Origin of the sequence: Micromonospora matsumotoense, from assembly GCF_900091525.1 — a bacterium.
GTDB lineage: Bacteria > Actinomycetota > Actinomycetes > Mycobacteriales > Micromonosporaceae > Micromonospora > Micromonospora matsumotoensis.
The window spans coordinates 326,582-339,771 of sequence record NZ_FMCU01000006.1 but is presented as its reverse complement, the minus strand read 5'-3'; the positions used below and the strand labels follow the sequence as shown (position 1 = coordinate 339,771).

General features: G+C 73.0%; 13 protein-coding genes. 2 read left to right on the top strand and 11 right to left on the bottom strand.

What is annotated here, in order from left to right; all coding sequences use genetic code 11:
* Positions 1 to 97 precede the first annotated feature (97 nt).
* Positions 98 to 982, bottom strand: coding sequence for a tRNA pseudouridine(55) synthase TruB (truB, locus tag GA0070216_RS15460; protein WP_091246284.1), 885 nt, complete (start codon positions 980 to 982; stop codon positions 98 to 100).
* A 95-nt stretch (positions 983 to 1,077) separates the two neighbouring features.
* On the opposite strand from truB, the gene GA0070216_RS15455 reads away from it, so the two are divergent.
* Both GA0070216_RS15455 and GA0070216_RS15450 read left to right on the top strand, forming a co-directional pair.
* Positions 1,078 to 1,374 carry a hypothetical protein gene (locus tag GA0070216_RS15455; RefSeq protein ID WP_091246092.1) on the top strand — a complete coding sequence of 99 codons (297 nt, stop codon included), beginning with the start codon at positions 1,078 to 1,080 and terminating at the stop codon, positions 1,372 to 1,374.
* 133 nt (positions 1,375 to 1,507) lie between these two features.
* Complete coding sequence (locus GA0070216_RS15450; protein WP_091246090.1) at positions 1,508 to 2,704, top strand: hypothetical protein; 1,197 nt, start codon at positions 1,508 to 1,510, stop codon at positions 2,702 to 2,704.
* A 63-nt stretch (positions 2,705 to 2,767) separates the two neighbouring features.
* On the opposite strand, the gene GA0070216_RS15445 is transcribed toward GA0070216_RS15450, so the two are convergent.
* From GA0070216_RS15445 to rimP, 10 genes are all read right to left on the bottom strand, one after another.
* Positions 2,768 to 4,093 (bottom strand): MATE family efflux transporter, encoded by a 1,326-nt coding sequence (locus GA0070216_RS15445; protein WP_091246087.1) that lies wholly within the window; start codon positions 4,091 to 4,093, stop codon positions 2,768 to 2,770.
* Between the two features lie 886 nt (positions 4,094 to 4,979).
* The gene (locus GA0070216_RS15440) at positions 4,980 to 5,189 is read right to left on the bottom strand and encodes a DUF6186 family protein (RefSeq protein ID WP_176738974.1); all 210 of its coding nucleotides are present in this window, start codon (positions 5,187 to 5,189) and stop codon (positions 4,980 to 4,982) included.
* Complete coding sequence (locus GA0070216_RS15435) at positions 5,189 to 5,596, bottom strand: hypothetical protein (RefSeq protein ID WP_091246080.1); 408 nt, start codon at positions 5,594 to 5,596, stop codon at positions 5,189 to 5,191. Before GA0070216_RS15435 ends, GA0070216_RS15440 begins: the two co-directional genes overlap by 1 nt.
* A 19-nt stretch (positions 5,597 to 5,615) precedes the next feature.
* Positions 5,616 to 6,716 (bottom strand): DHH family phosphoesterase, encoded by a 1,101-nt coding sequence (locus tag GA0070216_RS15430; RefSeq protein ID WP_091246076.1) that lies wholly within the window; start codon positions 6,714 to 6,716, stop codon positions 5,616 to 5,618.
* Positions 6,713 to 7,192 carry a 30S ribosome-binding factor RbfA gene (gene rbfA, locus GA0070216_RS15425; protein ID WP_091246072.1) on the bottom strand — a complete coding sequence of 160 codons (480 nt, stop codon included), beginning with the start codon at positions 7,190 to 7,192 and terminating at the stop codon, positions 6,713 to 6,715. Before rbfA ends, GA0070216_RS15430 begins: the two co-directional genes overlap by 4 nt.
* Before the next feature lie 294 nt (positions 7,193 to 7,486).
* Positions 7,487 to 7,780 (bottom strand): DUF503 domain-containing protein, encoded by a 294-nt coding sequence (locus tag GA0070216_RS15420; RefSeq protein WP_091246069.1) that lies wholly within the window; start codon positions 7,778 to 7,780, stop codon positions 7,487 to 7,489.
* A gap of 90 nt (positions 7,781 to 7,870) precedes the next feature.
* Positions 7,871 to 10,888, bottom strand: coding sequence for a translation initiation factor IF-2 (gene infB, locus GA0070216_RS15415; protein WP_091246065.1), 3,018 nt, complete (start codon positions 10,886 to 10,888; stop codon positions 7,871 to 7,873).
* A 93-nt stretch (positions 10,889 to 10,981) separates the two neighbouring features.
* Complete coding sequence (locus GA0070216_RS15410; protein WP_091246062.1) at positions 10,982 to 11,314, bottom strand: YlxR family protein; 333 nt, start codon at positions 11,312 to 11,314, stop codon at positions 10,982 to 10,984.
* Positions 11,315 to 11,330: 16 nt separating this feature from the next.
* Positions 11,331 to 12,374 (bottom strand): transcription termination factor NusA, encoded by a 1,044-nt coding sequence (gene nusA / locus GA0070216_RS15405; RefSeq protein WP_091246059.1) that lies wholly within the window; start codon positions 12,372 to 12,374, stop codon positions 11,331 to 11,333.
* Complete coding sequence (gene rimP / locus GA0070216_RS15400; RefSeq protein ID WP_091246279.1) at positions 12,371 to 13,084, bottom strand: ribosome maturation factor RimP; 714 nt, start codon at positions 13,082 to 13,084, stop codon at positions 12,371 to 12,373. The genes nusA and rimP overlap by 4 nt, the downstream gene beginning before the upstream one ends.
* Positions 13,085 to 13,190: the final 106 nt, after the last annotated feature.

The window sequence follows — 13,190 nt, the reverse complement described above, 5'->3', positions numbered from 1 at the left end:
CCCGTGCCCACCGCCGCCGGAGTCCCGGCCGTCGTCCGTGCCCGTCCCGCCGTCCCGTCCATCTGTCGTCCGCCGGTCGTGCCGGCCGGTGGCCCGGTCAGGCCGGGGCGAGCACGATCTCCGCGCGGGCCCGGCCGTCCCGCTCGCTGACGATAGCGATCAGCCCACCGTCCGGTCCGAAGACGGCGTACGGCCCGGCGATGCCCACCGGGTCGAGCGGCCCGCCGTGGGAGAGCACCTTCGCCTCGTCGGCGGTGGCCTCCCGACGGGAGAAGTACCGGTCGGCGGCGGTGTCGAGGGGCAGGTTGACCACCTCGGGCGCACGCTGTTCCAGGGTCGCGAGGGTGGCCGACTCGGCCAGGGTGAAACTACCCACAGCGGTCCGCCGTAGCGCGGTGAGGTGCCCGCCGACGCCGAGCGACCGACCGGCGTCGCGGGCCAGCGCCCGGATGTACGTCCCGGACGAGCAGTCGACGTCGACGTCGACGTCGACCACGTCCGGGGTATCCCGACGGATCGCCAGCACGTCCAGCCGGGAGACGGTGACCCGCCGGGCGGGCAGTTCGACGCTCTCGCCGTCCCGGACCCGCTTGTACGCCCGCTCTCCATTGATCTTGATGGCGCTGACCGCGCTGGGCACCTGGTCGATCTCACCGGTCAGCGGCACGAACGCGGCCCGGATCGCGGCGTCGGTCAGCTCCCCGGCGGGCGTGCTGGCGAGCACGTCGCCCTCGGCGTCGTCGGTGACGGTGGCCTGGCCGAGCCGGATCGTCGCGGTGTAGCTCTTGCCCGCCCCGATCACGTACGTCAGCAGCCGGGTGGCCCGGCCGACCCCGATCACCAGCACACCGGTGGCCATCGGGTCGAGGGTGCCGCCGTGCCCGACCCGGCGGGTCCGGGCCAACCGGCGGATCCGCGCCACCACGTCGTGCGACGTCATGCCGCCGGGCTTGTCGACCACGATCAGACCGTCACCGTTCACGACCGCCAAGCCTGCCAGACGGGTCGACCCCGCCCGCCACCGCAGGGCACAATGCCGTCGTACCACGAAGACTTCCCGTCGCCGCCAGGAGCAGCATGAGCACGCCGCCCCCGCCCGAGCACCGTGCCCGGGTCGAGCTCCCTGAGTGGATGCGCCACCCGGAGCCGCCCCGTCGTACCCTCGGCCGGCGGCTGTCCGGGCTGGTCGAGGCCGTGCCGGCGCTCCGACAGGCCCGTCGGTCGCTCTGGCGCTGGCGGGACCGCAGTCGATTCAGCGAACGTCACCCGGTGGTCGCCGGGATCACCTCGTTCGTGCTGGTGGCGACGGTGGCCACCCTGCTCGTCGGCGGCGCGCTCTACCTGCTCGGACGGATCCGCGACCGCACCCTCTGAGCCCGCGCCCGGCTCCGCCGCGCGACTGATCGCGCCCGGGAGCGGGCGCCCCCGCCGCCCGGAACAGGGCAGCGCCGCGCCCGGTCGGATGCGAGGATCATGCGCCCTTCCCCATTTCGACTCAGGGACACGCGTGACCCACAGCCCGATCCCGGCCGATCCGCCCCCGGCCGCCGACGCGCCGTCGCCCACCGGTCCACCCCAGCCCACCGGTCCACCCCCGCCCGCCGACCCGCCGCCGGCCACCGACCCCCCGCCGGCCGCAGGCCCGCCTCCCGCCGCAGACCCGTCATCGGCCGTCGGCCCGCCGTCGCCCGAGGCCGCGGAGTCACCCCTGGACCGGTACGCGGTCGCCACGGCGGACGAACCGGTCCGTATCCCGTCCTGGATGCGGGAACCCGAGGTGGAGCACGAACTGACCCGCTCGGAACGGCTCCGGCTGCGCTGGGGCCGGCACGGCGGCACGCTGCTCGGTGCGGTGGGCGCACTGCTGGTGCTGGTGCTGGTCGGTGGGCTCGCCCTGGGCGGGTTCGGTCTCGTCCAGCGGGTCCACGACGGCGCGCCGCTGCTCCCGCAGCGGGGTGCCACGTCGCCACCCGCTCCCCGGCCGACCGACGACAGTGGCAACAGCCTCGGCCCCTTCGTCGCCACCCCGGCCGAGGCGTACGCCGAGGGGGCGGCGGCCGTCGTGCCGCCCGCCGCCCGCGCCACCGGACCGTTCACCGCGAAGCAGGTCGCCGACGGGCTGGCGAAGGTCCGCCGGGCCCTGGTCGAGGGGCGGTTGCAGTCCCGGATGCTGGATGGCGATCCCGACGGGTTCCTCGCCATGCTCGCCCCGCAGTCCCGGGACTCCGTCCGTCGGGACCTGGCCGCCGGCGCCAATCTCGGCTTCGCCAGCCGGGTCGCCGACAAGGCTGAACCGGGACTGGACCCCGACGAGGAGGTGCGCGCCCGGGGCACCATGACCTACCGGTCCACCACCGCCGAGGGCGGTGTGCGGGCGTTGGAGATCACCACCCGGTTCGTCTGGGTCTACCCGTTCGACCTGTGGCGTCCCCAGGCGTACCCGCCGGGCGCGGAGCTGGTCACCCTGCGCGACGAGGCGGTGTGGCTGTTGCCGTACCCGGACGACGTCGACCCCGGCGGGCGCGGGCTCTGGCTCAGCTCGGCCAGGGTCACCCTCCAGAACGCCAGTTGCCCGGCGATGGAGCAGGGCTTCCTGGCGCTGGCCGAGGCCGAACCGCTACGCCGCCGGACCGCCCCGGTCCCGACCCCGACCAGCGACGTCTATGACGAGAGCTGGCGGGCCGGCGACGGCGAGGAGTGCTGAACGACCGTCGTGGTCGCCCCGGCCGGGAACCGTCGCCTCGCCGGTGACGCCGGCGGTGGCTGGTCAGCGCACCGCGCCGACCACCGCCCACCTGCCGGACCGCAGCCGCAGCAGCACCCCGACCAGCCGGATCAGCACGAACAGGGTGAGACCGGCCCAGATGCCGCCCAGGCCCAGGTCGAAGGCGTAGGAGAACCAGATCGACGGCAGGAACCCGCCGAGCGCGGCGACGACGGTCAGGTCGCGCAGGTAGCGGACGTCGCCGGCACCGATCAGCACGCCGTCGAGGGCGAACACCACCCCGGCGAACGGCTGCATCGCCACGAACCAGGGCCAGGCCACCATCGCCTGGCCCTGCACCTGGGAGTCGGCGCTGAACAACGACGGCACGATCCCCGCCCCGGCGGCGATGAGCAGCGCGAAGCCCACCCCGCACACCCCGCCGAGCAGCGCGAACCGGCGGGCCAGGGCACGTGCCCCGGCGGCGTCGCCCGCGCCCAGCGCGGCACCGATCAACGCCTGCGCGGCGATCGCCAACGCGTCGAGCAGCAGCGCGGTGAAGAACCACAGTTGCAGGGCGATCTGGTGGGCGCCCACGGCGGCGGCGCCGAACCGGGCGGCGACCGCGGTGGCGGACAGGAAGCTGGCCTGGAAGGCGACCCCCCGGATGAGCAGGTCCCGGCTGAGCACCATCTGCTGGCGGATCAGCACCGGGCGGGGCCGCAGGCTCGCCCGCTCCCGCAGCAGCGCCCCGACGAACAGACCGCCCGAGATGGTCTGGGCGATCACGTTGGCCACCGCCGAACCGGGCAGGCCCAGCCCGGCGGGGTAGACCAGCAGCGGGCAGAGCAGCGCGGAGAGCAGGTTCGGCCCGAGCACGAACAGCAGCGGACGACGGATGTCCTGGATGCCGCGCAGCCAGCCGTTGCCGGCGGCGGCCAGCAGCAGACCGGGCGCACCGAGGGCCGCGATCCGCAGCCACTGCCCGGCCGCGTCGGCCACCTCGCCACCACCCCCGGCGAGGGTACGCGCCAGCGCGTCTCCGCCGAGCTGCATGCCGACGGCCACCAGCACGCCCACCCCGAGTGCCAGCCACGACGCCTGGACACCCTCGTCCAACGCCGCGGCCCGGTCGCCGGAACCGAACCGCCGGGCCACCCGCCCGGTGATGCCGTACGCCAGCACGGTGCCGAGCCAGGCGGTGAGCGTCAGCACCGTGCCGCCGACGGCGAGCGCGGCCAGCGGAACCCGGCCCAGGTGCCCCACCACGGCGGTGTCGACCAGCACGTAGAGCGGTTCGGCCGCGAGCACCACCAGGGCGGGCAGGGCGAGCGTGGCGATCCGACGCGGTGAGGCGAGCGCGGTGGCAGTAGGACTGGGCTGGCTCATCGCCGCCGATCCTGACACGCCCTCGGTAAGGAACGCAATCCCCGGCAACACTTACCAGGGCGATGGCTGGCGGAGCCGACGCTGCGGACCCCGAAGGCGCCCTGTCGGAGCCCTGTCAGGTGAACCCGCCCGGCGGACCCCGACAAGGCGTGCGACCGGGAGGACCCCACCCAGCGGACCCCGACGGTGTGCGACCGGGCGGACCCCACCCGGCGAACCTCGGCGGTGTGCGACCGCCGAGCCCGAACAGGGCGCGGGGTCAGCCGGGCGGTGGGGTCATCGCCGGTGGGGCAGCGTCACTGGCGGGTGTCCATCGAGGTCTGCAGCGCGCGGCGCATCTGCTCGCGGGCCTCGTCGGTGGTCTCGGTCTTGGTCTTGGTCGCCATGGCGGTGTCCTTCCAGGGTGCGGACCACCGGAACAGGTGGCCCTACGGGCGGTCCTGCTGAGCGCCGGGAAGGCGGCCCGGGATCACCGGAGCGGCTCGCCTGGCAGCGTGAGCCCGGGTCGGTCAGACCCTGGAGGGAGGCGGCACCGGGTGTGGCACCACCGCCCACGACCTGCGTCGCGACGCGACGTCGGCCCTTCCCAAGTTAACGTTTACTTTCCACATGGTGCCCACTCTTCCCGTCATCTGGACGGCACGGCCGTCGATCCCGGGGCACCCGGAAGCGGGCGCAACGACGCGCCGGCAGGGCGCTCGGCGCACGGGAGCAGTGGGGAGGCGGTGCCCGAGCAGGCAGCGCGGCCGGTCCGGGGCAGGCAAGCGCGACCGATGCGGCGCCCGGAAGGCAGCGCAGCCGGTGATGGGCAGGCAGCGCGGTGTCGTACGACGGCCGGATCGTGGTCAGCGGGGCAGATCGGCCGGCGCCGGAGGGACGGTGGTGCTCAGCGGGCCAGGAAGTGCCAGCCCAGCCACCACCAGAAACCGAACAGCCCGATCCGGCCGACCGGCACCGGACCCACCTCGTACCGCATCACATAGGCGCAGACGTCCCCCAGGGACGGAATCCGGGAACCCTCCCGGCGGGCAGCCCACTCGACCGCCGCGAAGAGCACCAGTGAGGCGAGGAAGCCACTGATGGCGAGGGTACGCATCACCGCCGCACCAGCCCCCAGAAGGCGGCCAGCCAGGCGAACCAGACCGCCGAGCGGACCAGGCCGTCCTCCAGCAGCGGATCGGCCAGGCGGGAGAAGGTGGGGAACTCGTCCCCGACCGCCATGACGAAGGTGGTGCCTTCGAGCACCCCGAACAGCGCCGCCGGGAGCAGCCACCAGACGGTGCCCCCGCCCAACCGGCGCGGTGCCGGCCGACGCTGCACCCGATTGCCGAGGCCGAGCCAGATCAGCGCGCCGCCGGTGCCCAGCGTCCAGAGGTTGGCCTGGGCGGAGAACGACGGGAACTGCCCACCGACCAGGGAGAGGCAGGCCAGTACCGGCACGGTGACCACCGGCCGGTCCCAGGTCCGGGAGACGTTCATGGTGATCTCGTGCGGCTGCTCCATCGTCCAATTCTCCCCGGGCTCACCCTGTGCGGGAAGACCGACACCCGTCGGCGTCGGTGTGGCCGACGGTCAACGCACCGGCCAACTCCGCCCTGATCTGGGCGATGACCTGGTCGACGTCGCCCCGCCCGGTGAAGCCGGCGGCGAACAGGTGACCCCCGCCACCCAGCGCCACCGCCACCGCGCTGACGTCGACCGCGCCCTTGCTGCGCATCGACACCGCCCACTCGTCCGGCCCGAGCTGCTTGAGCACGCACGCGACGTCCGCCTCGGCGGTGCAGCGCACCGAGTCGATGAGCGACTCCAACACGTACGGCCGCTGGTCGTGCCGGGCGAGGTCGTCGAGAGTGGCGTGGGTCCAGACCAGGCCGTGACCGGCGGCGGCCTCCGGTTCGAGCCGGGACCGGCCCAGCACCTCACCGAAGAGCCGGACCGCGCCGAACGGCCGGGTGTCGAACACCTCGCGGGAGATGTCGCCGGGGCGCAGGCCGGTGGCGAGCAACCGGGCGGCGAGCCGGTGCACCTCGGGCGTGGTCGCCGCGAACCGGAACGAGCCGGTGTCGGTGGTCAGCGCCACATAGAGGCCCGCCGCGATCTCCGCGTCCAACGGCACGTCGAGCCGGGCGAGCAACTGCTCGGCCACGACCGAGGTGGCCGCCGCTGTCGGGTCCACCAGATGCACCGCGCCGAAGCCGGTGTTCGAAGCGTGGTGGTCGAGGACCACCGACGTGCCGGCGGTGTCGAGCCGGTCGACCAGGTCACCGAGCCGCGACTCACTCGCGGCGTCGAAGCAGACCACCAGATCCGGCTCCGGGTACGCCTCGGACGCCGGCACCAACAGGTCGATCCCGGGCAGCCAACGGAACGGCTCCGGCACCTCGGGCGGCCCCGGGAAGGTGGCCTGCAACCGGCGTACGCCGAGTCGCCGCAGGCCGATTCCGAAGCCGAGCATGCTGCCCAGGGCGTCGCCGTCCGGGTTGACGTGACAGATCAACAGCACCCGGGCGTCGGCTGGCAGGCCACGTACCGCCGCGACGGCGGCAGCCCAGTCGTCCTCGCCGGGGCCGGTCGACGGTGACCCGGCGAGGAGCCCACCGGCCGTGTCCGGGGCGGCCGTCACCGCCGGTCCGTCGACGAGGTGTCGGTCTCGGTGGCTTCGTCGTCCACGTCGTCGTCCTCGTCGTCGACCCGGTACGGCTGGGCGTCACCCGCGTACTTCGCCTGGGCGGCCAACCGCTGCACCTCGGCGTCGGCGTGCCGGGCCTGGGCGAGTAGGTCGTCGATCTGCTTGACCTGGTCCTGCACGTCGTCGAGGACGAAGGTCAGCGAGGGCGAGTGGCGCAGCCCCAGCGCCTTCCCGACGGTGCTGCGCAGCATCCCCTTCGCGCTCTCCAGCGCGGCGGCGGTGCTGGCCTGGGCCGTCGCGTCACCGAGCACGGTGTAGAAGACGGTGGCCTCACGCAGGTCGGCGGTGATCCGGGCGTCGGTGATGGTGATCATCCCGAGCCGGGGGTCCTTGATCTGGCTCCGCACCACCGAAGCGACCAGTTCGCGGATCCGCTCCGCGTGCCGGCGAACCTTGGCCGGATCAGTCATGTCCCCCACCTCCAGGGCGTTCCTTCCGCGGCCGGCACGGCGGCGCAGACCGCCACCGGAACCAACCACCCCAACACCTCGAACACTACCCGCGCCCCACCCCCACCCGCCCGCCCCACCCCGCCTCCATCCCCTCCCGCCCGTCCCGCCCCACTCACCCGTCCCGCCTTCGGTGATCAAGAGGTTTGCGTCAACCTGAAGATCGAAGCTGACGCAAACCTCTTGATCACCGAAGGCGGGCGGACCAGGGAGGGGGAGCCGGTGGGTGGGGGTGGGGGGTGGGGTGGGGTGGGGTCAGTCTTCGGGGGTGTGGAGGGTGCGGCGGACGGAGAGGAGGTCCAGTTCGGGGCGGGCGGCGACCAGGCGTTCGCAGGAGTCGAGCACCTCGCGGACGTGGGCCGCCTCGGCAGCCACCACGGCCACCCCGATCTCGGCCCGACCGTGCAGGTCGAGCGCACCCACCTCGGCGGCCGACACCTCGAAGCGGCGCAGCGCGGCCACGATGGGCCGTACATAGGAACGCTTGGCCTTGAGCGATCGGGAGTCGCCCGGCAGGAGCAGGTCGAAGAGTGCGGTTCCGGTATACATCACTCCGGACGTTACGGAACCGGCCCGGACATGCTCAAGGGGTTTACGCCGGTCGGCGTAAACCCCTTGAGCACTGTTGTCAGCCTCGGATCAGGCGCGCGGCTTCTCCCGCATCTCGAAGGTTTCGATGGTGTCGCCGACCTGGACGTTGTTGAAACCGGCCAGCGTCAGACCACACTCGAAGCCCTCGCGGACCTCCGTCGCGTCGTCCTTGAACCGCTTGAGCGAGCTGATCGTGAGGTTGTCCGCCACGACCGCCCCGTCCCGCAGCAGCCGCGCCTTGGCGTTGCGGCGAATGATGCCGGACCGGACGATGCAACCGGAGATGTTGCCGATCTTGGACGAGCGGAAGACGTCGCGGATCTCCGCGCTGCCCAGCTCGACCTCCTCGTACTCCGGCTTGAGCAGCCCCTTGAGCGCGGCGTCGATCTCCTCGATGGCCTGGTAGATGACCGTGTAGTACCGGATCTCCACGCCTTCGCGGTCGGCGATCTCACGGACCTTGTTGGCGGCCCGCACGTTGAAGCCGATGATCGTGACCGCCTCGGACGAGGCGCTCGCGAGCATGACGTCGCTCTCGGTGATCGCACCCACGCCCCGGTGGATGATCCTGAGCTGGACCTCTTCCGGGATGTCGAGGTTGAACAGGGCGTCCTCGAGGGCCTCCACGGAACCGGAGACGTCGCCCTTGAGCACCAGGTTGAGCGAGGTCTTCTCGCCCTCCTTGAGCTGCTCCATGAGCGTTTCGAGGGTGGCCCGGCCACGGGAGTTGGCGAAGGACGCCGCCCGCCGTCGTGCCTGCCGCTGCTCGGCGATCTGACGCACCGTGCGGTCGTCCGCCGCGGCCAGGAAGGTGTCACCCGCACCCGGCACCGCGGTCAGACCAAGCACCAGGACCGGACGGGCCGGACCGGCCTCGGCGACCTGGTTGCCGTTCTCGTCGAGCATGGCGCGGACCCGGCCGTGCGCCCCACCGGCGACGATCGAGTCGCCGGCCCGCAGGGTGCCCTTCTGCACCAGCACCGTCGCCACCGCACCGCGACCCTTGTCCAGGTGCGCCTCGATGGCCACACCCTGCGCCGGCCCGTCGATCGCGGCGGTCAGCTCCAGGGACGCGTCGGCGGTCAGTAGGACCGCCTCCAGCAGCTCTTCGATGCCGATGCCCGGCTTGGCCGCCACGTTGACGAACATGGTGTCGCCGCCGTACTCCTCGGCGACGAGACCGTATTCGGTCAGCTGCTGGCGGACCTTGTCCGGGTTGGCCTCCGGCTTGTCGACCTTGTTGACCGCGACCACGATCGGCACGTCGGCCGCCTTGGCGTGGTTGAGCGCCTCGATCGTCTGCGGCATGACGCCGTCGTCGGCCGCCACCACCAGCACCACGATGTCGGTGACCTGGGCACCACGGGCACGCATGGCGGTGAACGCCTCGTGGCCCGGGGTGTCGATGAAGGTCACCGCGCGGTCGATGCCCTCGTGCGGGACGTGGACCTGGTAGGCACCGATGTGCTGGGTGATGCCACCCGCCTCGCCCGCCACCACGTTCGCCTTACGGATCGCGTCGAGCAGCTTGGTCTTACCGTGGTCGACGTGACCCATGACGGTCACCACCGGCGCACGGCTGACCAGGCGGTCCTCCGCGACCTCGGCGTCGAGGTCGATGTTGAACTGCGCGAGCAGCTCGCGATCCTCGTCCTCCGGGCTGACGATCTGCACGTCGAAGCCGAGGTGCTCACCGATCAGCAACAGGGTCTCGTCGGAGCAGGACTGGGTCGCGGTGACCATCTCGCCCAGGTTGAACATCTCCTGGACCAGCGAACCCGGGTTGGCGTTGATCTTGTCGGCGAAGTCCGACAGCGAGGCGCCACGGGAGAGCCGGACGACCTGACCCTGACCCCGGGGCGCGCCCGAGCTCATGGTCGGGGCCGACAGGTTGTCGAACTCCTGTCTGCGCTGCTTCTTGGACTTGCGACCACGGGTCGGCCGACCACCCGGACGCCCGAAGGCACCCGCGGCGCCGCCGCCACGGCCACGACCGCCACCACCGGGACGACCGCCGCCACCGGCCGGGGCACCCGGACGGAAACCGCCGCCGGGAGCACCACCGCCGCCACCGGGGCCACCACGGTAGCCACCGCCGCCGGCACCAGCGCCGCCGCCGGGACCGCCACGGAAGCCGCCACCGCCACCGCCGCCACCGCCACCGGGGCGGAAGCCACCGCCACCGCCACCGGGACGACCGGCGCCACCGCCACCGGGGCCACCACGACCGCCACCGGGGCCGCCGGGGCGACCCGTGGTGGGCCGCTGGCTCGGCATCGAGGCCGGGCTGGGCCGAGGCGGCATCGAGGCCGGGCTCGGACGCGGCGGCATGCCGGCCGGACTCGGCCGGGGACCGCCACCACCGGCGGCCGGGGGCCGCTGCTGCTGGCCACCCTGGATGCCGAACGGGTTGTTACCGGCGCCGCGCGCCGGCGGACGACCGCCGGGCCGGGCACCCGGGCCGGCCGGAGGGCCACCCGGACGACCGGCGGCCGGGGTACCCGGACGCGGCGGTACGGCATTCGGACCGGGACGCGGACCCGGACCCGGACGGGGACCACCCTCGGTCGGGGGCTCCCGTCGGACGTTGTCCCGCTGCTGCTGCCGGGCAGCCTGGGCGGCCTTGACCGCCGCCTCCTGCTCGGCCTTCAGCGCGGCGGCGCGCGCCTCGGCGGCCGCCACCTCGATGTCGTGTGCGCTCGCCGGCTTGGCGACCGGGGTCACCGGCTGCGGCGGGCCGGGGACCGGGCCCTTGGGCTTCGGTCCAGGGGTCGGCGCGGTCGGCCGCCGGGGCGGCATCGGCCGGGCCGAGACCCGAGGGGCTCCCGGGGTCGGGGACGGCGTCGGGGTCGATGCCGGGCTCGGGGCCGCCGCCGGAGCGGTCGGTGCCGACGAACCACCGGCGGACGCGACGAATGCGCCACGCAGACGTCGGGCGACGGGCGCCTCGACGGTGCTGGACGCGGACTTCACGAACTCGCCCATTTCCTTCAGCTTGGCGAGCACTGTCTTACTCTCGACCCCGAGCTCCTTAGCAAGCTCGTGTACGCGGGCCTTACCTGCCACTGCACTCCTCACTCCGAGGTCGTGCGGGCAGCACCCGCAGCGACCTCACTCCTGCACTTGAAGCCTGGTCATTTCAGGGACTTCATCGTGTGCTCATGTCGGTCGTCCTACCTTGCTAGCGACCCTCGCCCGATCGGGTTGACCGGACGTAGTGGTTGGCGCATCGACGTGCTCCGCGACGGCACCGTGGTCAGGGACCTCGGTGAGTCGCAACGCCCGCCCGAAGGCGCGACGCCGTACCGCCAGCGCGAAGCAGGCCGGATCCGGGTGCATGTTCGCTCCCCGACCCGGCAGACTGCGGCTCGGATCAGGCCGGAGACTGTGACCATCCTCGTCACCGACCGCGACGATCCGCAGCAATTCGCTGGCCGGCGCACGTTTCCGGCAACCCACACAGGTGCGCTCCGGATGCGCGCGTCGTACCACTGGCAGAAGTCTACCCCTAGCCGCCCGAGATCGCTCCGCCCGGCTCCGGGACAGACTCGGCACCGCCCCGACCGCCGGTGCCCGCCTGCTCCGCATCCGACCGGATGTCGATCCGCCAACCGGTCAATCGCGCGGCAAGCCGGGCATTCTGCCCCTCCCGCCCGATGGCGAGGGAGAGCTGGAAGTCCGGGACGGTCACCCGGGCCGTGCGGGTCGCCAGGTCGACCACCTCGACCCGCAACGCCTTGGCCGGCGAGAGCGCGTTGCCGACGAAGGCGGCCGGGTCGTCCGACCAGTCGATGATGTCGATCTTTTCGCCGTGCAGCTCGCTCATCACGGCGCGGACCCGCTGGCCCATCGGGCCGATGCAGGCGCCCTTGGCGTTCACGCCCTGGACGGTGGAGCGTACGGCGATCTTGGTGCGGTGACCTGCCTCACGGGCGATCGCCCCGATCTCCACCGTGCCGTCGGCGATCTCCGGCACCTCCAGCGCGAAGAGCTTCTTGACCAGTGCCGGGTGGGACCGGGACAGGGTGATCTGCGGACCGCGCATCCCCTTGGTCACGTGCACCACCACGCAGCGGATCCGCTCGCCGTGGGTGTACCGCTCGCCGGGCACCTGCTCGGACTGCGGGAGCACGCCCTCCAGCTTGCCGAGGTCGACGCTGACGATGCCCTTCTCGCTGCGCGCCTCGTGCGCCTGCACCACGCCGGTGACCAGGTCACCGTCGCGGCCGACGTACTCGCCGAAGTGCACCTCGTCGGTGGCCTCCCGCAGCCGCTGGAGGATCACCTGCTTGGCGGTCATCGCCGCGATCCGGCCGAAGTCGTGCGGGGTGTCGTCCCACTCCCGCACCACGCTGCCGTCGGCGTCCACCTCCTGGGCGTAGACCAGGGCGGCCCCGTTCTTGCGGTCGATCTCCACCCGGGCGTGCGACTCGGCGCCTTCGGTGTGCCGGTAGGCGGTCAGCAACGCGGTCTCGATCGCCGCGAGGATCGTGTCGAACGGGATCTCCCGCTCGCGCTCCAGTGCGCGCAGCGCCGCGAGGTCGATGTTCACCTCTCCTCGTCCTCCACATCATCGTCGTCATCTTCGTCGGCGTCGTGCTCGTCGCCGTCGGACTCGTCATCGTCGTCGTCGCCGTCGACCTCGTCCGCCTCGTCGATCTCGTCGAGGCGGTGGAACTCGACCTGCACCCGGCCGGGGCCGAGCGCGGCGTAGCGGTGCTCCACCTGACCGGACTCGGTCTCCAGCACCACGCGCTCGTCGTCGGCCACCACCACCCGGCCGGTGACCTGACGGTCCACGGCGGGCTGCGCATCGGTCCGCTCGACCCGGACGGTCACCTTGACCAGCCGGCCGGCGTTGCGCCGCCAGTGCCGGGGCAGGGTCAACGGGCGGTCCACCCCGGGGGAGCTGACCTCCAACTGGTACTCCCCCGCCACGATGTCCCCGCCGGCCTCCTCGGCCGTGTCCAACGCCGCCGAGACCAACCGGGAGACGTCCGCGACGGCGTCCAGGTTGATCCCGCCGTCGGCGTCCACGATCACCCGGACCACGTGCCGGCGGCCGGCCCGGGAGACGGAGACGTCCTCCAGGTCGTAGCCCGCCGCGGTGACCACCGGCGCGATCACGTCGCGCAATTTGGTACGCCGGGCGGCCAGGTCGCCCCGCGATGCGCCCGCACGGTCCCCGCCCCGGTCGCCGTCGGTGCGACGGGATCGTCCCGTCGGCGCCGCCGGCCGGGTGGCACGGCCACGCTGCGTCATCTGGGCACCCTTCTGCTGATCGGCGGCGGTCGTCGGACCGGCACGCCGGGACGCCACCGGGGCGGCAGCGCCGGTGGCTGCGCAGAGCGTAACGCGCCGCCGGGAC

What these genes read in the sequence shown, in the direction of transcription:
- GA0070216_RS15455 (WP_091246092.1), top strand. Translation starts at nt 1,078, where the DNA reads ATGAGCACGCCGCCCCCGCCCGAGCACCGTGCCCGGGTCGAGCTCCCT.
- GA0070216_RS15445 (WP_091246087.1), bottom strand. Translation starts at nt 4,093, where the DNA reads ATGAGCCAGCCCAGTCCTACTGCCACCGCGCTCGCCTCACCGCGTCGG.
- GA0070216_RS15440 (WP_176738974.1), bottom strand. Translation starts at nt 5,189, where the DNA reads ATGCGTACCCTCGCCATCAGTGGCTTCCTCGCCTCACTGGTGCTCTTC.
- GA0070216_RS15435 (WP_091246080.1), bottom strand. Translation starts at nt 5,596, where the DNA reads ATGGAGCAGCCGCACGAGATCACCATGAACGTCTCCCGGACCTGGGAC.
- rbfA (WP_091246072.1), bottom strand. Translation starts at nt 7,192, where the DNA reads ATGACTGATCCGGCCAAGGTTCGCCGGCACGCGGAGCGGATCCGCGAA.
- GA0070216_RS15420 (WP_091246069.1), bottom strand. Translation starts at nt 7,780, where the DNA reads ATGTATACCGGAACCGCACTCTTCGACCTGCTCCTGCCGGGCGACTCC.
- rimP (WP_091246279.1), bottom strand. Translation starts at nt 13,084, where the DNA reads ATGACGCAGCGTGGCCGTGCCACCCGGCCGGCGGCGCCGACGGGACGA.